Annotated in this window: 20 protein-coding genes; 9 read left to right on the top strand and 11 right to left on the bottom strand. The window is 42.0% G+C overall.

Going from position 1 to position 23438, the window contains the following annotated elements; all coding sequences use genetic code 11:
* Positions 1-156 precede the first annotated feature (156 nt).
* Entirely contained in the window at positions 157-1773 is a 1617-nt protein-coding gene (locus tag ACO1R6_RS07010; RefSeq protein ID WP_486263383.1) for an ABC-F family ATP-binding cassette domain-containing protein, read from the bottom strand.
* Between the two features lie 331 nt (positions 1774-2104).
* Here ACO1R6_RS07010 and ACO1R6_RS07005 point away from each other — a divergent pair, with 331 nt between their 5' ends.
* The 3 genes from ACO1R6_RS07005 to ACO1R6_RS06995 all read left to right on the top strand — a co-directional run bounded on the left by ACO1R6_RS07005 (position 2105) and on the right by ACO1R6_RS06995 (position 5743).
* A complete protein-coding gene (locus ACO1R6_RS07005; RefSeq protein ID WP_486263382.1) occupies positions 2105-2587 on the top strand; it encodes a DUF4199 domain-containing protein in 483 nt (160 codons plus the stop codon).
* A 502-nt stretch (positions 2588-3089) separates the two neighbouring features.
* On the top strand, positions 3090-4694 hold the full coding sequence (locus tag ACO1R6_RS07000) for a hypothetical protein (RefSeq protein ID WP_486263381.1): 1605 nt from the start codon (positions 3090-3092) through the stop codon (positions 4692-4694).
* A gap of 455 nt (positions 4695-5149) precedes the next feature.
* A complete protein-coding gene (locus tag ACO1R6_RS06995; RefSeq protein WP_486263379.1) occupies positions 5150-5743 on the top strand; it encodes a hypothetical protein in 594 nt (197 codons plus the stop codon).
* 61 nt (positions 5744-5804) lie between these two features.
* On the opposite strand, the gene ACO1R6_RS06990 is transcribed toward ACO1R6_RS06995, so the two are convergent.
* Positions 5805-6209: a hypothetical protein gene (locus ACO1R6_RS06990; RefSeq protein ID WP_486263377.1), complete on the bottom strand. Its 405-nt coding sequence runs from the start codon at positions 6207-6209 to the stop codon at positions 5805-5807.
* A gap of 171 nt (positions 6210-6380) precedes the next feature.
* Here ACO1R6_RS06990 and ACO1R6_RS06985 point away from each other — a divergent pair, with 171 nt between their 5' ends.
* A complete protein-coding gene (locus ACO1R6_RS06985) occupies positions 6381-7226 on the top strand; it encodes a murein L,D-transpeptidase catalytic domain family protein (RefSeq protein ID WP_486263375.1) in 846 nt (281 codons plus the stop codon).
* 74 nt (positions 7227-7300) lie between these two features.
* Here the strand turns inward: ACO1R6_RS06985 and ACO1R6_RS06980 are convergent, their stop codons facing one another.
* Complete coding sequence (locus ACO1R6_RS06980) at positions 7301-7495, bottom strand: hypothetical protein (RefSeq protein ID WP_486263374.1); 195 nt, start codon at positions 7493-7495, stop codon at positions 7301-7303.
* Positions 7496-7731: 236 nt separating this feature from the next.
* On the opposite strand from ACO1R6_RS06980, the gene ACO1R6_RS06975 reads away from it, so the two are divergent.
* Both ACO1R6_RS06975 and ACO1R6_RS06970 read left to right on the top strand, forming a co-directional pair.
* Complete coding sequence (locus ACO1R6_RS06975) at positions 7732-8541, top strand: M48 family metalloprotease (RefSeq protein WP_486263372.1); 810 nt, start codon at positions 7732-7734, stop codon at positions 8539-8541.
* 21 nt (positions 8542-8562) lie between these two features.
* A complete protein-coding gene (locus ACO1R6_RS06970) occupies positions 8563-9501 on the top strand; it encodes a diacylglycerol/lipid kinase family protein (RefSeq protein WP_486263370.1) in 939 nt (312 codons plus the stop codon).
* 175 nt (positions 9502-9676) lie between these two features.
* Here ACO1R6_RS06970 and ACO1R6_RS06965 read toward each other — a convergent pair whose 3' ends face one another.
* Together ACO1R6_RS06965 and ACO1R6_RS06960 are read right to left on the bottom strand one after the other, a co-directional pair.
* On the bottom strand, positions 9677-10867 hold the full coding sequence (locus tag ACO1R6_RS06965) for a metallophosphoesterase (RefSeq protein ID WP_486263368.1): 1191 nt from the start codon (positions 10865-10867) through the stop codon (positions 9677-9679).
* 45 nt (positions 10868-10912) lie between these two features.
* Positions 10913-11548, bottom strand: coding sequence for an LON peptidase substrate-binding domain-containing protein (locus ACO1R6_RS06960; RefSeq protein WP_486263366.1), 636 nt, complete (start codon positions 11546-11548; stop codon positions 10913-10915).
* Positions 11549-11922: 374 nt separating this feature from the next.
* Between ACO1R6_RS06960 and mtgA the strand changes: the two genes are divergently transcribed.
* On the top strand, positions 11923-12645 hold the full coding sequence (gene mtgA / locus ACO1R6_RS06955; protein WP_486263364.1) for a monofunctional biosynthetic peptidoglycan transglycosylase: 723 nt from the start codon (positions 11923-11925) through the stop codon (positions 12643-12645).
* Position 12646: 1 nt separating this feature from the next.
* On the opposite strand, the gene ACO1R6_RS06950 is transcribed toward mtgA, so the two are convergent.
* Both ACO1R6_RS06950 and ACO1R6_RS06945 read right to left on the bottom strand, forming a co-directional pair.
* Positions 12647-13801, bottom strand: coding sequence for an App1 family protein phosphatidate phosphatase (locus ACO1R6_RS06950; protein WP_486263362.1), 1155 nt, complete (start codon positions 13799-13801; stop codon positions 12647-12649).
* Between the two features lie 92 nt (positions 13802-13893).
* Positions 13894-14721 (bottom strand): M48 family metalloprotease, encoded by an 828-nt coding sequence (locus ACO1R6_RS06945; RefSeq protein ID WP_486263360.1) that lies wholly within the window; start codon positions 14719-14721, stop codon positions 13894-13896.
* A gap of 366 nt (positions 14722-15087) precedes the next feature.
* Between ACO1R6_RS06945 and ACO1R6_RS06940 the strand changes: the two genes are divergently transcribed.
* A complete protein-coding gene (locus tag ACO1R6_RS06940; protein WP_486263358.1) occupies positions 15088-16179 on the top strand; it encodes a DNA topoisomerase IB in 1092 nt (363 codons plus the stop codon).
* A 105-nt stretch (positions 16180-16284) separates the two neighbouring features.
* Here the strand turns inward: ACO1R6_RS06940 and ACO1R6_RS06935 are convergent, their stop codons facing one another.
* Positions 16285-17781 (bottom strand): hypothetical protein, encoded by a 1497-nt coding sequence (locus tag ACO1R6_RS06935; RefSeq protein ID WP_486263356.1) that lies wholly within the window; start codon positions 17779-17781, stop codon positions 16285-16287.
* A gap of 376 nt (positions 17782-18157) precedes the next feature.
* Between ACO1R6_RS06935 and ACO1R6_RS06930 the strand changes: the two genes are divergently transcribed.
* The gene (locus tag ACO1R6_RS06930) at positions 18158-19693 is read left to right on the top strand and encodes a hypothetical protein (protein ID WP_486263354.1); all 1536 of its coding nucleotides are present in this window, start codon (positions 18158-18160) and stop codon (positions 19691-19693) included.
* A gap of 30 nt (positions 19694-19723) precedes the next feature.
* Here ACO1R6_RS06930 and ACO1R6_RS06925 read toward each other — a convergent pair whose 3' ends face one another.
* The 3 genes from ACO1R6_RS06925 to ACO1R6_RS06915 all read right to left on the bottom strand — a co-directional run bounded on the left by ACO1R6_RS06925 (position 19724) and on the right by ACO1R6_RS06915 (position 23141).
* Positions 19724-21124, bottom strand: a complete 1401-nt coding sequence (locus ACO1R6_RS06925; RefSeq protein ID WP_486263352.1) for an exonuclease domain-containing protein — start codon at positions 21122-21124, stop codon at positions 19724-19726.
* Positions 21125-21399: 275 nt separating this feature from the next.
* Positions 21400-21873: a ferritin-like domain-containing protein gene (locus ACO1R6_RS06920; RefSeq protein WP_486263351.1), complete on the bottom strand. Its 474-nt coding sequence runs from the start codon at positions 21871-21873 to the stop codon at positions 21400-21402.
* Positions 21874-22019: 146 nt separating this feature from the next.
* Entirely contained in the window at positions 22020-23141 is a 1122-nt protein-coding gene (locus ACO1R6_RS06915; protein WP_486263350.1) for an AI-2E family transporter, read from the bottom strand.
* Positions 23142-23438 lie beyond the last annotated feature (297 nt).

Raw genomic sequence — 23438 nt, 5'->3', positions numbered from 1 at the left:
TATTCTAAAACCAAACGCATGCCAACTTTGGTTGCACTTGTTGTGGAAAAGAATTTCGGCGGTTGCCGGCTAAAAACAACCGCCGAACAAAGTTTAGGAATATTTTAGAACAGTTTTACTCAAAACGAAACGATTCTGCTAAAAGTATATAGGGTACTAACTATACATTTTCTGACGAAGTTCTTTAATTTGTTCGTCTTCTAAGTACTCCTGGTAGCTCATCCGTTTATCAATTACACCTTTTGGCGTTAATTCAATAATGCGGTTGGCAATGGTTTCTACAAACTGTAAATCGTGCGACGAGAACAGGACCGTACCGGTAAAATCTTTCAGGGCATTATTCAGAGCCGTAATCGATTCCAGGTCCAGGTGATTGGTAGGTTCGTCTAACACCAGAAAGTTACCGGATTGCAGCATCATGCGCGAAAGCATGCAACGTACTTTTTCGCCACCCGATAATACGTTAGATTTTTTAAGTGATTCTTCGCCCGAAAACAACATTCGTCCCAGAAAGCCCCGGATAAAACTTTCGTCTTTTTCTACGGAGTATTGGCGCAACCAATCTACCAGGTTTAAATCCGTTTCGAAAAATTGGGCATTGTCTTTCGGGAAAAAAGCGGTAGTAATGGTGGTTCCCCAGTTATAAGTGCCAGTGTTGGCCGGGGTTTCGTCCATGATAATCTCAAAAAAAGTAGAAGCCGATAAGTCGTTCCGTCCCAGAATAGCTATTTTATCTTTTTTCTCGACGCTAAAAGAAATATTCTTGAACAATACGGTGCCGTCTTCCAGGGTTTTACTTAGGTTATCGACGGTTAGTAATTGGTTACCGGCTTCGCGCTCGGGCTTAAACTGAATGTAAGGGTAACGCCGCGAAGAAGGTTTGATATCTTCGAGGGTTAATTTATTTAATAATTTTTGCCGCGAAGTAGCTTGTTTAGATTTAGAAGCATTGGCACTAAACCGCCGGATAAATTCTTCCAGTTCTTTTCGCTTTTCATCGGTTTTCTTGTTGGCATCGGTGCGTTGCTTTAAAGCCAACTGGCTCGACTCGTACCAGAAAGTATAATTACCGGCGTACAACTGAATTTTACCAAAGTCAATATCGGCTACGTGCGTACAAACCGCATCCAGGAAGTGGCGGTCGTGCGATACCACTATAACTGTGTTGGTAAAGTTCTCCAGGAAATTCTCCAGCCACAAAATAGATTCGGCATCTAAGTGGTTAGTAGGCTCATCGAGCAGTAGAATATCGGGGTTGCCAAACAAAGCCTGGGCCAATAAAACCCGTACTTTTTCGCTACCGCTTAAGTCCTGCACCAACGAGTAATGCAAATCGTCTTTAATGCCCAAACCGTTCAATAGTGTAGCGGCATCATTTTCGGCGTTCCAACCTTCTAAATCGGCAAATTCTGCTTCCAGGTCCGAGGCCCGCAAACCATCTTCTTCGGTAAAATCTTCTTTGGCGTAAATGGCATCTTTTTCCTGCATAATATCAAACAGGCGTTTGTGCCCCATAATTACCGTTTGCAATACCGGATATTCGTCGTACTCAAAATGGTTCTGACGCAGTACGGCCAAACGCATGCCGGCCGGTATTTCTACCCGACCTGTACGGGGATCTATTTCGCCGGATAATATTTTCAGGAAGGTAGATTTACCGGCACCATTAGCCCCAATCAGGCCGTAGCAATTGCCCGGAACAAATTTTATGGTAACATCTTCAAATAATGTACGCTTGCCGTACGACAAACTAACATTGGAGGTACTAATCATAACAGTGTTGAATTTTCGGCCACAAAGGTATAAAAATTATTTGGAGAAATATTTTTTATACCAGATTATGCCTTAACCGCAGGGGGCAGGAGCAGGTTCAAAAATAAGCTAATAAACTGTATTTTATCTTTTTATGCCGCTTTTTCATGATATTCAGCTAAACGGTACAACCTAACGCTTTAGAAAAAGTATTTAGTTTATAAAACACGAAAGGGCTTAATACGGTATAATTAAGTATATTAATTTAAACATATTCGGGTAATTAGCTTCCGGATATGCTCACGCTTCTGAATGTACCTAAATAAAACGATGAAAAACTAAACCTATTAAAATGGCAACAGAAAGAATATCCATACCCAGTATTGGCTTACGCTACGGCATTGTAGCCAGTATTTTAATGATTATTTATTTTATTATAGTAGTTTTAATTGGCTTAGCTAACGTTGAAGTTGTCCGGTTTTTGAGCCATTTGTTTATCATTATTGCGGTAATATTGGCTATAGGCACCTACAAAAGGTCGCGGCAGGGCCACATGCCTTATTTGCCCGGCCTGGGCATTGGCTTTGTAGTGGGCTTAGTATCTTCTATTATTTACGCCGGCTTTATTTTCCTGTACGCCAGCTTTTTCGACCAAAGCTTCCAGGATTCGCTCCGGACCCAGGATTATTTTGGGGCTGTATTATCGCCGTACGCTTTGTTTGGCTCTATAACTTTACTGGGTATTGTGGTGGGCTCTTTTACCAGCTACGTGCTCATGATGCTTTATGATAACTCGGGGGGCAATTTCCAAAAAGGCAAAGATTTTGTACCTTGATTTAAGTAAAATTTAAGCCAGGCTTCTTTCAAAATCACTTCAATAAAATTTCATTTAATGCCGGTGCTTACTACCGGCTTTTTTTATGCCTTTTTGCTGCTGATGTAGACTTTACTTGCAATTTGTTTATAAGCTTATAGTGTATTAATTTGGTTAGCCTTTATACCTTCTTGGCCATGTATTCCTTGTTTTATTATTTTTTAAATATATTAAGCCTGTTTAAACTTTGATATTGGCATCAGTATTTCTGCCTAAGACCTATTAGATAAAGAAAAGAAGGAACAGCTTTACCCTGCATCACGGTTCTTCCGGAGGAATTTAATCTATTACTTGCCGTTAATATTCTTCTGAAAGTATGGAAGTTCTTTCAGAAGGACCTGTTTGAATAAAATTTACATTATCTAAAGTCCTTTAGCTATAAAGCTAGCTTTACTGATTAACCAGGTTGCCGGTAAAAAGAATATTCTTTTGCTAAATTGCCGGCAAAACTATCCTTCAAAAGATGCAACTATCTGGTGTTCTGGTTATCTTAAGAGTTCTTTTCCTGTTGTTTGTACTGGCCTGGGCCTCTCCTGATAGTTCTGCCCAAAAAAAAGAAGCAGCTATTAATCCCGCCGAAATAAATTTTGTGCGGCAAGGCGTTCAAAGGCTGGTGTTTGATCCAAAGCAAGCAATTTTGCTGGCAAAATTAGATCCAGCCAATCTGGTTGGTCTGGCATCCATGCATCCCCAAAAAGTGTACAGCCCCGACTCAGCCAATATTTCAGTAAGTAAAGACCGGCTTCTTTTAAAATCAGAGAAATATACCGAAACCGGCATTTGGTTAGGGGGCTGTAATCCGTTTGCTACCTATTCGGTGCAGGTAGCTTCGTTAAAAGGCAAGGGCGCGTTGGGTTTTGAATTCACCAATGCCAGTAGTTCCGAGCGGTTTATGGTGTTCCTGCAATTTAATGGCGGCCGTTTTACCGATGCCCAATTGCATATAATACGCAACGGGGTTTTAATTCAGGAAAAATCTATTTTAATTAATCCCGTTCCGGCCTCCGCCAGGCCAGTAACCTTAATACTGCAAATGCTGGGCAGTGGCCTGAACGTTTTTATCCAGGATACGGGCTTACCGGTGTGTGTGGCCCAGGCTAATTTTAACCAAGATCTGGATTTACGCCAAAAAAAGATTATACAAAGTTATCAGGCGCGGGTTTTGTTTCGGGTAGAGAACGGCGAAATAGGAATAACCCAGGCGCAGGCTGCTCTTACAACCGGGTTGGGCCAGGCAGATATCCGGGTTATTACGCATAAAGATGGCACGCCTTATTTAGATAAAGGCCGCTTGTGGTATACGCTCTCGCTGCGCGGCCGCGCCCTCGACCACCATTTGCAAGGCGTATTTAGCCTGAATCCCACAACTTTTGATTTAAAAATGGAAGGGATTATTGTGTTTGACCGCGAAGACGGAATTTTACGCAACGAAATTTCGTCGCATATTTTTTACGACGACGATCAGCAGGTGTGGCGTGGCTTTACTACCGGCTTTTCTTTTGCGGCCAATCCAAAAACAGAAAAAAAACAGATCTGGGCCATTGAAAGCAAAGTAGACCCGCGTTTTGGTTTTTCAGTAATGAAAGCCAAACCCACCAACATTGTAGGCGATATAGAAGATTCGCATGTGCTGTACGATGCGGCAGCCAAAAAATGGCGGATGCTTACCTGCGAAAATATAAACGGGTACAAGGCCGTGATATTAGAGTCAAAACAATGGGATGGGGTTTACCAGCGCATTGCCGGACCGGTGCAATCGAATTCTACGGGTACCTCCATGCAAAAAGTAGGCAACCGCTGGTATTGCTTTTCGGGCAGTGCCGACAGAAAAATATTTATTTATACCTATCCGGATTTAAAGCCCGCCGGTACTTTGCAAATGGATTTACCGCCTTGGGACGAAAAAGCCGGCACGCGGGTTTGGCCCAACCTTGTAACCTTACCCGATGGCTACCCGGTAAAGTATATTGCCCTGATGATGGACCGCTACAATTATCCGGGTTTAAAAGGCCCCAACTGGACTTATGGCGCACTTTACCTTTACCATGGGTTTAAACCAATTCCTTAGCTCCTGAAATAACTATCTAGCTTTTATTAAATCCGATAATCAATCTGGAAATTATTCAGCAGTAGCCAGTTTATGTACAACTAAGCTAGAGTTAATTTATTCTTTTCCTGAAATAAAAAGTTAACTACATAAACGTCAGCTTAATATGTCAGATTGGCGGTATTGGTTTTGTGTAGCTAAATACTTGATATTTATGTAGTTAATTTTTTTGCGGATTAATTATTAAAACCGACCAAAGCGTTTACTATTTAATAGGTATATTTTTAAAAAATGTTTAAAATTTAGCTGTTAAGGCGTTTTTTTCTGTTTTTTATTGTCCCCTTCAGAATCAAATTCGTATAAAATATAGGGCTGTTGTAGCCCAGACTTAATATTTTAATCTATACAGTAAAATATAGAGATTAGGCACAGAATTTGAATTTGATAAAATGAAAGTAAACATAAAGCTTACGATTATGAAAAGGATATTCTTAAGTACTGCATTTGCCATGAGTGTGCTGGTGGTATCGGCCCAAACTGGAACCACTGCTGCAAACACCAGTACCGCCGGCTATACAACCAGGGTTAGTACCGATAATGAAATTCGCCAAATGGCCAACCAATTACAGCTTAATGAGGGGCAATATATTCGTTTCCGCGATTTAAGCCGGGCCCGCAACGAACAGCTGCGCGAAGCCAATAATATGTATGCCAACGATGCTACAGCGCTTAAAAGCCGTATTAAAACCATCGATAAAAGCTTTGAAGACCAGTTAGCCCAAACTGTTTCTCAAAAGCAATTTACCGCCTACCTGGAATCGCAGGGCCGGGGCGCCACTAGTCCGGGCTACCAGGCAACCGGTTACGGTGGGTCTTCGCTGGAAGGTGGCGCGGCTACCGGAACATCGGTTAATGGGGGGGCAGTAAATACCAATGAAAACGTGAACCAGAATCAGAACACCGAGCCGAATAAACCCCAGATGCTGAACAATACTGATAATGTAAATAAAGCAACCGGCGAAAAGCGAAAAGACCGGGGTAAAAACAAGAAGAATAAAAATATGGAATAGTAAAAAAGAAGCGCAATTATTTTAGTTGCGCTTCTTTTTTTACTTAAAACCAATAGGTAAATTATTTTAAAGGATCAGCCAGGCGTACTTTGTATACCCGATCCAAGGCATCGAACCGGATTAAAATTTTATTTGCATTAACGGTACTGTTATTCTGACAATGCTGGCCCGGTTCTACAAAATAGTAATAAACCCTTTCGCCGCTTTTTTCCAAAGAGTTTCCTTCGGGTTTACCCAAAATAGCTATTATTTGGGTATGGCTCAAGCCCATTAATTGGGGAATACCACTTTGGAGCGCAGGCAATAAACTGGGTCTAATGTTCTGGCAACTACGTACATCTTTACGCCAGGCCAACTGGTCGAAACCTTTGATATCTATATTTTGACGGCCGCAACTAATAAAAAAAAATGTAGTTACAGTTAGTACTAAATATAAGAATAAAAAATTTAGGCGAATACCAGGCATTTTCTTAACTTTAAATAACACATTACTAACCCCGGCTTTGCGGGCTGGGTATTTACCCGTAAAGATGGGATATAGTTAAAGAATTATACCTAAAATGCTTCAAAAAATCTGTTCCCGGAACAATTTAAAGAGTTTTGTACGTTCACAAAGTACGCCGCTTTAGCTTGTTATATGAGAAGATATATCTTATTTTTCACCAGCTTTTCACTTTTTGCCTTTACCATGCCCGCTGTAAGCTATAGTCCGGGTTTGTCTATAGAAAAAACTGCTGCGCCAGAAACAGCATTTACTTTAAAGGCCGGTAAAGTTGCAGAACCTGAAACCACAACTAATACCAATTTAACCAAAGCCATAGAAGAAGCTTTCGACGATTACGTAGAAGATAGCTTTGATCGCATGGATTTACGGGGAACAGGCCTTAAATTAAGCTTGTATCGCAAAGCCCTGATCGGTTACCAAAACCTGAAACACGCCAAGCAGCTAGCTCCCAGCAAATCTATATTATCGATTATTGATTTTACGAAATCGAGTAAACAAAAGCGCCTTTGGATAATTGACTTAAAAGACCAAAAGCTTTTGTTCCATTCTTTGGTGGCCCACGGGCAAGGCAGCGGCGCCGATATGGCGGTAGCTTTTTCAAATAAAGAAAATTCGCACCAAAGTAGTTTAGGTTTTTATGTTACGGCAAATACGTATTATGGCAAGCACGGCTTATCTTTAAAATTAGAAGGCCGCGACACCGGGTTTAATTCCAACGCCATGCAAAGAGCCATTGTGGTACACGGCGCCGATTACGTAAGTAAAGATTTTATAAAAAAACAAGGACGATTGGGGCGCAGCCACGGTTGTCCGGCGGTACCTACCGACTTAAATGATGCCATTATAACTACCATCAAGAACCGGACTTGCCTGTTTATTGATGGCGGAGTAGACTCGTATAATTCGGTTTACTTAAATAAAGATATTGCCTTAACCCAGTATGCGTCGGAAAACAACTTAAAAGTAGCCAGCATTTAGGGGTAATTACCTAATTACAAACAAAAAGCCCGCTGAAAGTTATTTCAGCGGGCTTTTTGTTTTAAAATATTGGTTTAAGCGGCGTCTTTGGTGCCTTTAACCAAACCAATACCCGGAAACAAAAATATTATACCCACTACAAACGGAATAAGCGAATTAAATTTACCACCTGGTATGCCACTGCCACCACCGGTCATAAAGCCGTAGGCGCCCCAAATAATCCCTATTATTCCCAGAATAGTTAGGATAGCGCCAAAAGTTCTTTTCATATTCATAGTTTTATTCTTTTAAGTTTTGCCTTGATTTTTAAAATCACAAGTTGTTTTACGTTAAATTTTTTATTGGGTATATAGTTCTTTTTTAATTATAATTTTTTTTAACCTCAATCCTCTTTTTAGCAGTGGTTAAAATGCCGGATTTAGGGCAAAAAAGGTTTTAAATATTAGCTTGTAACTATGGTATGTTTTTAGCGTTAGACCATCTGTATAAATTACTATGGAATAATATGAGAGGTGGTTTAAAATACGTAATAGCCTTACTCATTGCGGGCTTTTCTTTAATATCGTATTGGTGTAAAAGAGAGAAAAATGAGATAACCGGGGAAACCCAGCACATAGATATGACCGTTGACCAGGAAATTGCCCTGGGCTTACAAGCGGCTCCCCAAATGGCGGCGCAGTACGGTGGTTTACATCCCGACCAAAATGCAACCGCCAAGGTAAAAGAAATCGGGCAACGGTTAGTAGCGCAAACCAAAGCCGGCACCAGCCCTTATAAATTTGACTTTCATTTACTCGCCGACGAAAATACCCTGAACGCGTTTGCCTTACCCGGTGGACAAATATTTATTACGGCCGGGTTATTAAAACAACTCCAAACCGAAGGGCAGTTGGCCGGCGTGTTGGGCCACGAAGTAGGGCATGTTATTGCCCGCCACTCTGCCGAACAGTTAGCAAAAGCCAAACTTACCCAAGGTTTATCCGGGGCCGCCGGCATTGCAACCTACGATCCGGACCGGCCCGCCAGTGTATCCGGGGCTGTAGCGGCCGCGGCCATTGCTAAGCTGATGACGTTAAAATACGGTCGCGATGATGAATTAGAATCAGATACTTGGGCCGTGCGCTTTACAACCGAAGCGGGCTACGATCCGCAGGCCATGGTGGGGGTAATGCAAATATTAGGTGCTAACCGCAACGGCGGTGGTGGGGTAGAATTCTTCCAGACCCATCCCAATCCTGAAAACCGCATTGCCCGGATTGAAGCGGCTATACAGAACGAGTTTCCGGAGGGTTTACCATCTGGGTTAATTAAATAATATTAAAGTATATTAGGTAATATGGCACATACGCCTCATTTCCGGAAGCTCCTGTTTGTACTCAATCCTATTTCGGGTGATATCGAAAAAGAAGATGTACAAGCCAGATTGGAGCATTATTGCGAAACACAAAACCTGGAAATACAATTTTATAACACCACCGGCAACCACGACGAAGCCGAAATCAAAAAGCACATTGGGAAAATGCAGCCCGATGTGGTGGTAGCCATTGGCGGCGATGGTACTGTTAGTTTGGTAGCCAATATTTTAAACCATGGCAATATTCCGTTGGGCATTATTCCTTTAGGTTCTGGTAATGGTTTATCTAAAGATATCGGTATTCCGCAAGATTTGGAAGCAGCCATTGCCTTAATTCGCGAAGGTACCATCAATAAAATTGACTCGTTGGATGTTAATGGGCAAACGGTTTTTCATTTGAGCGACTTGGGTTTTAATGCCTTAATTGTGAAGAAATTTAATGATGGTGAAACCCGTGGCCCCGGCGCTTACGTCTGGATTGCATTGCAGGAATACCTGAACTATAAACCCCACAAGTATAAAATCAAGACCGATGCCGAATATTATGAAGGTGAAGCTTTTATGGTTACTATTGCCAACGCCAATGCCTTTGGCAGCAATGCCCGCATAAATCCAACGGGGGTAATTAACGACGGTTACTTTGAGATTTGTCTTATAGAGCCTTTCCCAAAAGCAGCGGCGGTAGGTTTACTCGTAAGTTTATATACCGAGCGCATTCAGCATTCAGTCTATTCCCGGATTTTAAAATGCAAATGGGCCACTATAGAGAAAAGCCCCGATGATGTGTTGCAGATAGATGGTGAACCTGTGGAATTAGACGATATATTAGAAGTCCGGATGCACCCCAAAAGCTTACCGGTACTTATGCCCCCCGATGTAAAACTCGAAAAAGAAGTAGAAGAAGAAGTGCAAACTCAGTAACATAAACAGCATATCTCTTTGGGTAGCTCCCATAGGATATGCTGGGCTATTTAAAAGTTAAATGCTACTTTATATCTTGCATTAAAATAAATGAATATTTCTGCCGATGCCGTTATTCCAAAAGAATTTAACTGGTTGCCGACCAAAAATATTCTTCGGAAAGCCCTGTTACTATTTATACGATTTTCTTCTGAAAAATAACTTCCTGGTTAGCGGCAAGCAGGGTTGGCGGTTCTAAACAACGCAACCAGACTTTATCCGGACTATAATAATCAACGGTAAATAAGCCTTTGTGCTCGTGGGTAAAAGTGGCTTTACCGCCTTTTTTCACAAAAGCTGTTTTAGAGCCGGAGCCGCTTACCAAATAATGGTTTCCTTTTACCTGAAAATATTGCAGGTTATGGTCGTGGCCGGCGGCGTAAATAATATTTTGGTGCGTATGCAGCAGCTTTAATAATTTTTTACGCAATCGCCGGTACCGGGGGTGGGCCATATCTTCATAAGCCCCAAAATAGCGCCGATAAACCGGGTACAAAGACCCCGCTACCGGTAGCGGTACATACAGCTTTTTGTGCGCCGCCGTTAATGGAAAAACGTGTTGCTTTACCGTAGATTTGCCACCGTGTTGGGCATTGCTGTACAAAGGATGGTGCGCCGCCAGAATAATTTGCTCGTGGCGGTATTTGTCTAACAAGGCTTTTAGTTCCAGGAAAAACTGATCTTCAGTTTCTACGGTGCAGTTAAAGTTTTTACCAATCGGCCGTAAACCCCGTTGTACCCACCATTGCGTATTGATAACAATTAACCGCAGCCCCGGCGCTAATTCCCGTTCTACCGGTCCCGGACAGCCTTCTAAAGGTAAATAAGCATCGGGCTTATTTAGTTCTTTTATAATAAAGTTTTGTTGCTCTAGTAAGTAGTTAAAGCCGTTGGAGCGGCCCTTGTTCCAGTCGTGGTTACCGCTTAAATAAATAACCCGACCGGCATGTTGTTTAAAAACCTGCAGTTGGGCCATTATTTTACGAATAGCCTGTTCGCGCCTTAAACCTGGGGTGGGGGGTAAACCCGTGGGGTAAATATTATCGCCTAATATTACCAATGTACCTTCTTTACCAGTTAGCTCCATCCATTGCCGGATCAACCCTAATATGGGGTCATTTTCTGCATCAGAAATACTACCGGGGTCGCCGAGCAATGCCACCGAATGAATGGGCTTGGGTATATCCTGCAAGTGGGCGGGTTGGTTATCGGCCGGGTACCGGAAATAAGGTTGCCGACGGTGTTTTCGTTCAATTAAATACGCTACCAAAAATCCGCCGCAAATAATCAGAAATATTAACAGAAGGTAATAATAGTAATAATCCATGCAAGGGAATGGCTTGGCTATGCTACCTCATACCTTAAAATGGGCTTAAAAGTTGGGCGGTAATATATTTTTAAAATGACCATTCATTTTTACGCGTTCTTTCAACCTTTCGGTTTCCAGAATTACCGGCATTATTTTTTGTAAATGGAGCCATACAAATTCCTGCCGGCTTATTTCATCGGGGCATTGCAGCAATTCGTATTCTTGTTCGGTGGTTAAACCAACATGGTGAGCAATGTCAAAAATCTGGTATTGGTTGGGCAGCGTTAGTAATATTTTATTAATACCCAAAATGCTGTAAAGTTGCCGGATACTTTCGGTAATTTTCTGCTTTAAAAAAGCATCTTCTTCTTTTTGAATGGGTACATCTTCTACGGTGCCGGCCGGGTAAAATTTATTGGGTGCCTGTTTAAAAAAATCTAATATCCGGATTATTCCCAAACCCTGTGTTTTAATATCCATTTCGCCGTTGGTATGGGTTTTTTCAATTGCCAGAATTTTTACCTCGGTACCAAAGCCCGCTACCTGGTTGTTCAGAAAAACCGGAATACCAAAAGTAGTTTGGGCGGCATAGCATTCGTTTACCAGTTGTTTGTAACGGGGTTCAAATATGTGCAGGTTTAGCTTCTCGCCCGGAAACACAACCAGGTTTAAAGGAAATAAAGGCAGAAATCGGGGCATTAATAATAAACTTAGTAAACGATAAAAGCTTAAGTTACAAAAAAAGATATTCTTTACCAGTTTTCATACCCTTGGTTTGGGTTTGGGTACCGGAAAAAAGAATTATACGGGCCATTAAGATTACACATGTATATAACCAATTATCTTTAATATTTAACAGCGGCTCTCGTCGGTTGTTTGCCCAGGTAGATTAAACAATGAGCGGTGTTAACCTTACCCTGGCACTTTCATCGTTTTTTAAATTATAATGCTAAACAGTTTTAATGAACCGGCAGTAAAAGGAAAAATTTAAAGCTTAAATTTGCCCCTACTTTAAACCAGACCATTAATTGAATAAGACCAGTATAGCTGCTTAAAAAACCGTTTTGCCAGGTATGAAAATAGATTTAAAAGATATTGGTTTCCTGTTGCTTAAGTTGTTTTTGGCCTTGTTCTTAACAAGTATTTTGTGGGTGCTGGTTTATAAATGGTTACCACCGCCGGCTACCCTGCACATGTTTAAAAAAAGAGCCGAAGCCGGCAAAAAAGACTTGCCCAATAATAAAATTGCTTATAAATATGTAGCCATCGAAGACGTATCGGCGAAGGTGCCTTTGGCCTTGATTGCCGCCGAAGACCAGCTTTTTTTGGAGCACAACGGTTTTGACTTTAATGCCATGAAAGGGGCTTTTAAAAGTAACCAGAAAGGCAAGCGTATAGCCGGCGGTAGCACCATTAGTCAGCAGGTAGCTAAAAATGTTTTTTTGTGGCACGGCCGCAGTTATTTGCGCAAAGGCGTGGAGGCGTATTTTACTTTTTTAATTGAGCTTTTCTGGAGTAAAAAAAGGATAATGGAAGTTTACCTGAATATTGCCGAAATGGGCGATCAGGTATTTGGCATTGGGGCCGCCTCCGAAAAATTCTTTAAAAAAGAACCCGCCGATTTAACTTCCTCACAAGCCGCTTTAATTGCTTCGGTGTTGCCCAACCCAATAAAATATTCGGTTAAGAATCCGTCTGCGGCCATCCTGAAAAAGCGGCGGCGGGTATTGCGCAGCATGAAACAACTGGGCGGCATAACCTATATTAAAGCCATTACAAACACAGCCAAAGAATAAATTAAGCGGGTTTGGTGCCGGTCGGGATGTCAGGTTCAGGACTTTTGTCTTTTTCTTTTTCAACTGCAATGGCCGGAATTTCGCTCGCGTAAATTAAGCCGTTTTCTGCCGCGTGTTCGGCCGCTTCTACGGTATCGTTTACGAGCAACATCTCTACTTTGCCTTTCTTTAATTCCTCCGATACCTCTACCACCATTTTGGTACGGTCGGGCAGTTGCACATCTCTAATGTAAATACACAAAATCCGGTTCGGAAATTTTTTAACTACTTCACGGTAAATATTGGCATCTTCCTGGCCACTATCGCCGATGAGCACAAAGTTCAACTCGGGGTAAGTCATTAAAATATTTTCTATTTCTTTAAACTTGTGCCCCATGTGGTCGCTCCGGAAAAGTTTGTTTTTAGCTAAACCAAAATCGCGCAACAGAATTGGTCCTTCGGGAATTTGGTTAATGGTTAAAAAATCGTGGAGTAAATCGTAATTGTTCCAGGGGCTGCTGGATACGTAAAAAAACGGATTATTGCGTTTGCCATTTTGACCCAACTGCAACGTTTTATAAAAGGCACTCACGCCGGCAAACGGCAAGCGGGTATGGGCATTATTTAAGAGCACGTTCCGCGACATGGCCAGCATATTTGTCGCACCCGTTTTAACGATGGTATCATCTATATCGCTGATTATGCCATATTCAGCATCAACGGGTGGTACCAATACTTCGGCTTGCGCCGATAAACCAGCCGGAACTTCCAAGGGCGCATCTATTAACTCTACCGTTACCTTATGCCAGATACTCGTTGGTTCCAGAGGCGTGCCCGGCTCCAGGTTAATCACAAAATAGCCTTCTTCGTCAGAAGTAGTAAAATATTCCTGCTCCTGAAACATCACTTTTAAACGGGCATTCGGAATCTCGTCGCTTTCAAACCGGCGGTACATGTTCAGGAGGTTGTGAAAAACATTGTCTTTTACATCCGATGCTGTTATGCCTTTGTCGGCCAATATCCGGCCTTTTACATACAGGCGGTTGCGCGTACCATAGCTGCGGTACATTACAATTTGCAAAGGCTGAAATAAATTTAACCGCCGGCGCAAATTAAAGATAACATCATCGATTTTATCTTCGATAGAGGCCGCAATCTGAGTGAATTTTTTTTGCATAAAAAACAAGCTTAAAGCAGTTTAGGTATATGCCGGAAATAAAAAATCCCGGTGGTATACCGGGATTTACTCTATTCTTAATTTTTTGGTTACTAATTAAGGCTACTCTTAAACTGAGCGTAGGCCGTTGAACCCGACGGTTTGGTACTGCAATTTTGAGATTGGGCTTTGTTGTTGATGGCCTGTACCCGGTTGCCTGGGTCGGGGTGCGTGCTTAAAAATTCCGGGGTACGCGCGCCCTGGTTTTCCTGTAGTATTTTCTCGAAAAAGCCGGCGGCGCCATTGCAAGCATAATAATTGGTGCCACCTAAATAAACCACCGAAAAATCATCGGCTTCGCGCTCGGCATCGCGCCCAAACTTTAAGGTGGTTAGGCTGGTAGCAATTTGGGTAAGCGAGCCTTGGTTTTGCCCTAAAGTTATGGCCAATAATAAAGTTAGTCCGTATTGGGTTTGTAATTGTTTGGTGGTATGTCTTTTATCGGCGTGGGCAATTTCGTGGCCCAGCACACCGGCAAACTGATCTTCGGTATCCAGGTATTTAATTAACCCGGAGTAAACGTAAATATGGCCGCCGGGCGTAGCAAAAGCGTTCAGTACCTTATCATCTTTAATAATTTTGGTATCCCAGGCAAACTCATTGCGGTAAGCTACCTGTCCGGAATTTAAAATGCGGTTAACAATCCGGTCGAGGTGCTGGTAAGCAGTAGCATAACGGGTATTATTTCTTTCGATTAATTGCCCATTGGCCCGGTATGTAGAGTCTACGGTACGCGCTACCTGTGCACCCAAAGCAATGTCATCGTCAATAGAAAATAAAAGGCGGTCGCCATTTTTGTCTTTGGCGCAACCCGACAGGAGCAAAATCAAGAAAAGCAAACCTAAAGAATAGGGCAGGGGCAATAAATAATTTTTTTTCATAGTAAGTCAATTAATAAAAATAGGGCCAGAGAGAAAGACCCGCTAAACTTGGCCGCGAAATTAATATTCATCCGGGAATCTTTGCTGCTTTTTACGAAAATACCTGAAATATGAATTGAAAAATTTTAAGAGAATTGTTTCGGTAAACGGCTCTTGGTTTACGAAGAATATTTAGACTATTAATTTTAGAAAAAATATTTTAAGAGGCAAATGCCCGAATTATACTGGTTTAAAGCCTATTATCACTTTTAGGAGCAGGCTTAAAATAAAACTTAATTTACCGGTCCAGATATTCTGCTTAAATAATAACTTTTTAATCCGGAAGCGGTTTAATAAACTAAACTGATTTTATAATTAAATCTATATATGCAAAATAATTTAGCGGAGTTAGATGTACACGCCTTGCACGCTGATCCGGAAAGTACGGCCTCGGTAGCCGGTTTACGTTACATGCCCGACACCGGTAAAGGCTTAACCAGGCAGGCAACAGACAAAGCTTTTACCTACTTTGATACCAAAGGGGCACCTATTGCCGACGAAAAAATTATTACGCGTATTCAAAACCTTAAAATACCGCCCGCCTGGACTGACGTTTGGATTTGTCCATCGCCGAATGGCCACATCCAAGCTACCGGCCGCGACCAGAAAGGCCGTAAGCAATATATTTACCACCCCAAGTGGCGCGACGCCCGCAGCCTGACTAAATTTGGCCGGATGATAGCCTTTGGCGAAAGCTTGCCTAAACTCCGCGAAAATATTCAGGCCGATTTGGCTTTGAAAGATCTAAGCAAACGCAAAATTGCCGCTATTGTACTTAATCTGCTCGATAATTCTTTAATCCGGATTGGCAACCGGTATTACGCGAAAGAGAATAAATCTTACGGTTTAACCACCCTGCGCGACAAACACGTACAGATTGACGGGGCCAATATCAGGTTTAGTTTTGTGGGCAAAAAAGGCGTAGAACACGAAATTGATATAAAAGACAAACGCTTGGCCCAACTGGTAAAAAAATGCAAAGACATACCGGGCTACGATTTGTTTCAGTATTACGACGAAGACGGCAATCGGCAAACGCTGGAATCGGGCGATGTAAATGAATATATCCAGGAAATCAGCCAGCAGGATTTTACAGCCAAAGATTTCCGCACCTGGGGCGGCACCGTATTAATGGTGAAATGCCTCGAAAATTTACTCGACGAAAACCCGGAAGAAAAAAAGGAAAAAACGGTAAAAGAAGCTTTAAAGCAAGTGGCCAAAGGCTTGGGCAATACCCCAACGGTTTGCAGTAAATATTACGTGCATCCGCAGGTGGTACAATTATTTACCAACGATCAATTATTCGATTACCTTAAAACCCACGATGCTACCGGCCCCGAAGACCCTTTTCTTTCTGCCGCCGAAAAACTGGTATTGGCGATGCTAAAAAATGTAGCGGCTGAAAGCCAAAAGAAATAATTGTTTTACGATAAATTTAGTACCCAATCAGTCGCATTTTGCTTCATGTATCTAGATGAATGCCGGAGAAAATAATGGGATGATGGTTTAAATAAGAGTCCCTAATTATTTCTTTTCCTGGAGTTTAAATTTCCGGCTTTTGATTTTACCCGAAAAAGAATCTTCGGCAGGTTGCCACATTATGGTAATTTTAGGTATTTTTTTCGGGTCGCCTTCTAAGGCGTATTCATCGGCGTCGCCAAGCCCATCCAGCGTAATAGATTTGGTTTCTCTGCGGGTAAAGGTTCTTTGGTAAAGCAAAATCGGCGCCGTACCCGGAGTAGTTGGTGTGGTAAAAACCTGGACCAAAGTAGTTTTATTTGGTAGGCCACTCACCACAAATTTTTCTTTCTGGTTTGAGCCCATCACTTTTACGTGTCTTGCTAAAGTGCGGTAATATTCCTGGGCGTTTGCCGGTAGCTGGTTCACTCTTTTTTGCAGGTACTTAAAAGTTTTTTCGCCTTCTAAATTATAAATTGTATCTGGAAAAATCTGCATTGCTTTTTGCAGCACATCATTGGTTAGGGCCGCTTGCATTTCGGCCGCAATAGTTTGCCAATCTTTTGCCGATAAACTATTTAATAACCGTTCGTCCAGGGCGCGGCCTTTGTATACCAGCCCACCTACATCCGGAATATTATGAATAAAAGGTTTAATATGGCCAGCGAGTAGCCGGCGACTTAAAAGCCAGGTCAGCGCCCCGTCTGCGTAGCGGTAATAAGCGTAATCGCGGTCTTTTGGAATAGGTTTATATAGAGCTCCACCTTGGGGAGCCGTGTATTGGGCCCAGGTCCATTGACCTTCGTGGCGGTCCCAATCGCCAATAATTACATCCAGTAAGCGGGCTTTGGCCATGGCTTTCTGGTCTACCTGGTGCCGCGCCGACTCATCTAATTGCTTAAATAGTTCTTCGGTAGACAAAACAGCTACGGCAGCACCAAATGCCGGTGTCAGGTCAATTTTATTTTCAAATTTTTCTTCCAGCATGGTAAGCTTGCCGGCAAATTTTTCCTGGTAAGTGCCCAGGCCTGGGGCGGTAAGTGGCACATAGTAAGGCTTCGGATTGGTATGAAAAACGCCGGCCGCCTGGGCCAGTACTGGTACCGTAAATGCCCCGTACGGGTTCATGGCCGAAGTTTGATCCCGCATAATATTGCTGATAAAGGTTTTATTTAACCGCGGCGGTAAAGATTTACTTGGATCTTTTTCGAGCGTCCGGAGCGTAAACGTGCGGCCCTGCGGATCGGTTAAACTTAAACTGGTCGTCTGAAGACCACCGCCTAATTTCAGGGGACTAAGTTTCTGTGGTAAATTATTCAGGTCCAGAACAGGTACTGGTACCGGGGCGGCCCAAACCTGCCGGTAATGTTTGCCCCAGATTAATTGGTGCAATTTGCTACGCTGGTAATTGGTACTGGCTTGTACCAGCACCAAATTGCTTTTTTTCGGAGCCAGCGCATCAGCCCTCGAACCAGTATAACGAGCATCCTGCTGACTAAATGGCCGGGCAGAACAGCCAGCCAGAATAAAAATATATAAGCCAATCAAAAATTTATAAAACATAAATTTATTTAAGGAAGCGCTAATACCTACAGGTGAATGTTAAGTAGTTAAACCCAAATGGTTCTGCTGTATACCAATAACTACGTACGTATAAAGTTTAAATAATTTTCCGGCGCAAGCGAATAATTTAATCTGTTTTTATAAAGAATTGAATATTAATTATTTGATTTTGAAAATATTAATTGGTGCCAGATTTGACTAAACCGAACATACTATTTTGCTGGGCGCGGGAATAAACCTATTCTATAAAATTAAGTATAATAAATATTATATATAAATAATGATTGTATTTACTTACTTGAACAAACCGGCTCTACATAAGTTTTTATTATTTTGGTTTCTGCTTTTCGCTTTGTTTGGTGTTGGAATAACTCATTTGAAAGCCCGAAATAGAACCTCCAGTTGTTATTTAACTTCATCGGTAACTTTACCAGATTCTGTGCGGCAGGTAGTGGCCAGTACTAAATACCAACGCAGCAAACTGCACCAGTTAATCTGGGGCAAGCATTACCGGCAGGTTTGGGCCACGCCGGTAGAAGCTCCGGTAATAAATTTGCAAGCTGAAGCTGGCGGCTTGCACCCAATTAAAAAGGGCGGCAGTTTTCAGACAAAAAATCTGCGGCTCGAAAACCCAGATGGGTACCAGTATGTAATCCGTTCGGTTGATAAAAACCCGGTAAAAGCATTGCCGCTTCGTTTGCAGCGTACCTTTATTGCCAAATTAATGCAAGACCAAACCAGCGTTATTCATCCGTATGGTGCCTTAATTGTGCCAGTACTGGCGCAGGCCGCCGGCGTTTACCATACCAATCCCCGGCTAATTATAGTACCCAACGATGCGGCTTTAGGTGAATTCCGGAGCGAATTTGCCGGTATGCTGGCCATTATTGAAGAACGCCCTGATGGCGACCAATCGAAGGTAAGCAGCTTTGGGAATTCGGTAAAAGTTTATGGCTCGGCCAAGGCCCTGAAAAATAAAATAAACGATGCCTGTGTGCAGGTAGACAGCCGGCAATTTTTAAAAGCCCGGTTGTTTGATATGTGGCTCGGCGATTGGAGCCGGCGCGAAGATCAGTGGCGTTGGGCAAATTTTGAGCACGAAAACGTAACGGTACTCCAAGCCATTCCGCGTGACCGCGACCATGCTTTTTTTAAGTTTAACGATGGGCTTTTAACCTGGCTGGGCAGCAAAATCAAAACCAATTACCAAACCTTTGGACCAAAAATCCGGCATGTTAAAGGCTTAAACAAAAGTGCTTTACCGCTCGATGAAACTTTGCTTACGTACCTTACCCGCGAAGATTTTAAACAGGTAGCAGATAGCTTAAAACAACATTTAACCGATGAAGCCATTGCCAACGCGACGCACGTGTGGCCAGAACAAATATATAATTTAACCGGAGCTGCGTTTGAGCAAAAACTAAAAGCCCGCCGCGAACAATTACCCGCTATTGCCGATAAATTTTATCAGATAATAAACAAAGAGGTTTTGCTGGCGGGCACCGATAAAGCCGAGGAATTTAGAATTGAACGTTTGAATAAAAAGGAAACCAAAATTTCGGTTTACTCCATTTCTAAAAACCATTGTAGCGGCCTTAAAATAGGCGAACGTATTTTTAACCGGTCCGAAACAAAAGCAATTAAGATCTATGGCTTAGGCGGCGATGATGTTTTTACAATAAAAGGAGAGGTGCCCCGAGGCGTTAAAATCAGCATTTACGATGGCGAAGGGCAGGATAGCATCCAGGATAAATCGACGGGAAAAAGCCTGCGGCGTAAATTATGGATTTACGACAGCGCCGATGGTAATAAGATAAAAGCCGGCCGCCGCACGCGGGTAATAAAGCATTATCAGCCCCAAGCCAAGGAGTTTAGCGGCGAAGGCTGGTTACTGCGCCACCGGCTGCATTAATTTACTAATAATTGTTCTATTGCCAGCGCACTAATTAAAAACAATTAATTTATCGGGCATGTTGGTGCGCATGTAGCCCCGTATTATTTGCTGCACATCTTTGTTATCGTTGTAGCGTTTAATGGCGGCTTTAAAATCGGGCAGACCCGTTGCCGAAAAAGTTTCATCGATGTAGCCAAAGCCTAAATACCGGTTGTTCTCAATACAAACTACTGATTTTTCGTGGGGTTCCCGGCCTTTGCCAATGAGTACAAAGCTGTTGTGCTCAAAACTAAAGGATTCTATGGCTGCATCTACCCGCGCGTTGTATTCTTCCGGCGTTTCTTTGCCTACGCAGGCGCCCTGGCACCGGTGCACCTGGTAATCGAAGCAAGCGCCTTTAGATTTATACAGGTTGCACATTTTCTGGCAGAGGTTAAATTTCTCTACTTTATGAAATAAAAAGCTTTTGGATTTATGATGGTTTGATAGTGCAATTAAAGGTATGCGGTCGCTGCTTACTTTATCGTAGGTCAGGCGCTTATAGCCATTTTGGTCGAAGTAAACGTAAATACCGGAGCTAAAAATACTGCGGCGTTGCTGGCGGTTATAGTGCGGCTTCAGCCGTTTTATTTCGTCCGATTCAAAAAGCAAAGCTACCAGTTCGCTGCCGGTTAGTTCATAAGTAATATCGGCAATTCTGTTTTTAAACTCAATCGATTTTTTGCTTTTGTAATCAATGTTAAAGTGCTGAATAATGCGTTTGCGGATATTGATACTTTTACCCACGTAAATAACTTCGCCGGTATTGTCGTAAAAATAATACACGCCGGCCGCATCAGGCAGGGCATCTACCTGTTCTTTGGTTATTTGGGGCGGCAGCAAAGATGTTTTAACCGCCGAAGAAATCAATTTCTTGCTTTTTTCCTGTACATCGGTAGTGGCATCTACCTCTGGCTGGTTGATTTTTAATAATTTATCAAACAACACAGCGGTGGCTTGGGCGTCGCCAATGGCCCGGTGCCGCATTTGTAAATCTATGTTTAGGCTCCGGCAAAGCTTGCCCAGGCTGTAAGAAGGCAAACCCGGAATTAAAGAACGGCTTAAACGTACCGTACACAAGGTTTTGCGCTGGTAATTATAACCTAAATCGCCAAACTCTTTTTTAACAAAAGAATAATCGAACCGCACGTTGTGGGCCACAAATATTTTGCCTTCGGTAAATTGCACAATGTCTTTGGCTACTTCATGAAACTTAGGAGCATCTTTTACCATGTCGTCGGTTATGCCGGTAAGTTGGGTAATAAAAAAAGGAATGGGCCGCTCCGGGTTTATTAAAGTGTGGTAACGGTCTACAATTTGCTGGCCATTATGAATAAAAATAGCGATTTCGGTAATTTTATCCTGCGCCGGTTGCCCCCCGGTGGTTTCAATATCTATAACTGCGTACAAAACCTGTGTTTACGTTTAATATTTTTCTGGCACGCCAGGCTCTTTCGGCTACCTTTTTATAATGCCTAGAAATTAGATTTTTAAAGACATTTAATAGAAGTGCTAAAATATTGCCCGGGAGCATTTACTAAACAGAAAAGCGGGTAAAACGGTTTCATGTTTTAGCAATACTAATTTATTTAGCAGCTGCTAAATTTCAAAAGTTTAAACAAAAAAAAGCAGCCTTGCTGGCTGCTTTTTTCTAACAAACACTAAACTTATACTATATGCTAGGTTTAAATGGTCGTTTTTAAAGTAGTTATGCGGTTTTTAGCTTCCAGAATGTCGTGGTGCTGTCGTTCAATTACATTACGCACATCCACGGGCAACGTATCTACTTCCAGGGCTGTTTCGTAGGTTTTAAGGGCGGCGGCATCACCATTTTCGCATTCATTTAAAATAGCGTTGGTGCTGTTACCGGTTATCGCAGATTTAAGATTAATCCAACCCCGATGAACGGCACCGGCAGCTTCCATAACGGCTCCTTCCACGGTACTTTCTTGCCGGGGTTCTAAACCATATTGGCGTGCCTGGTTTTCCAGTTCGTTCACAAAAGAAGCTCTTTGCTGCGCCAAACGGCTAAACTCCGATTTTAACTGCGGGTTTTCTACGTGTTCCGCAGCGGTTTCGTATCCCTTCATGCCGTCCCGGCAGGTTTCAACCAGGTCGCTAATGGCGCGGAGGTTTTTTTCTTCAAAGTTATTTTCCATAGTTTTATTCAGTTCGTTTACCTGAACAACCCGGTTAATGGTATTAAATTGGTTGTGCAGGAATGTTAAATATATACTGACAACTTTTGGAATTAGTTACAATTAAACTTAACTAACAGTTATTTATACGTACGGCTTGCTTTGGCTTACGCCGTTTTATCAGATTTAAACCGGTTCTTTATTTTGGTTAGTACATTCGAGAAAAAGCCAGGTTTACTCGAGTCCTGGTTTACGTCGCCGAGCAGAAAACCCAGCGGATGTAAAGGTTCGTAGGCATCAAAAACCACTTTTAAGATAGCAATGAGTGGTATCGACAAAATCATACCGGTAGCCCCCCACACTTCGCCGCCAATAATTAAAGCCAGGATAGCCGCAAAGGGGTTTATACTTACTTTAGAACCAGTAATGTTGGGCGTTATAAAATTGCCTTCTAAAAACTGCACAAAAGTAAATATCCCAATTACGATTAAAGCATTTAGTAAAGAGCCGGTTTGTACCAGTGTAAATAAAGCCGGCAGCAAGGCCCCAATCAAAATCCCGATATAAGGAATAATGGTTAGGATAGAGGCAAAAGCGCCAAAGAAAATAGCATAAGGTACGCCCATTATAACCAAACCAATGGTATTTAGTATGGCCACAATCACGATTACAATCATTAAACCCGATATATAACTGGCCACTACTTTCTGGATATTATCCATAGTGGTTATAAACGCATCGCGTTCTTCGCGCGAAATACACTGGAAAATAAACCGCCGGAAATGGTCGCGGTAATACAGCATACAAAAAATATAAATCGGGATTAATGTTACCACACTTAGTGCCCCGGTGGTTATCGATATGGTGCTGCCCACAAAGCGGGTTCCGGTTTCCTGCAGGGTTGTTAAGTTTTTAGATAAAAGCTCGTTTTTAGAGGTGGGCTGAATGCCGAAATGCTGAAATAAAAACTGCTGCACTTTATTAACAAACACCAATAGTTTATCGGCAATATTTTGCATTTCTGAGGAGAAACTCATGATCTGCATAGAAAGCAGCCAGATAAGTACGCTAATAATAAGTATAACCAATATAATGCTAATTAAAATAGCAAAAACCCGGGGCATTTTTCGTTCTAAGCGCTCCGATATGGGCAGTAGCAATAAGGCAAACAGCAAAGAAAAACAAAGCGGCACCAAGATCGACTGAAAAGTCTGGAGCAAATAAAGTAATAAGATAAGGCCCAACATAATGACCGTATACTTAAAATAATTAGGTAATTTTATTTCCATGTAGATTTTAAGAAAGGAATAATATTTCTATAGAATAATGTAAATGTAATTTATTAGACAACAATATTAGGGCAGGTATTGCTTTTTTGCCCACGAATTTAGTAATTAATATTTGCTCTTTTTTTTAGTATTTACCTAATTTTAATAGTTTTTATTGAACCAGCGTAAGGTTAAAATGGTTACATTTATACCAAAATAAAGGTAAAACCAAAATAAAAAAGTTATGTGAATCTCTACGTAAACCGGCAGTATATGGCCGTTTCTCTAATTTTTCATCTCAGATTAAATTCTTACCTT

This window comes from Adhaeribacter sp. (assembly GCF_057359045.1).
The sequence above is the reverse complement of the archived record's forward strand: the minus strand, read 5'-3'. Positions and strand labels throughout refer to the sequence as shown.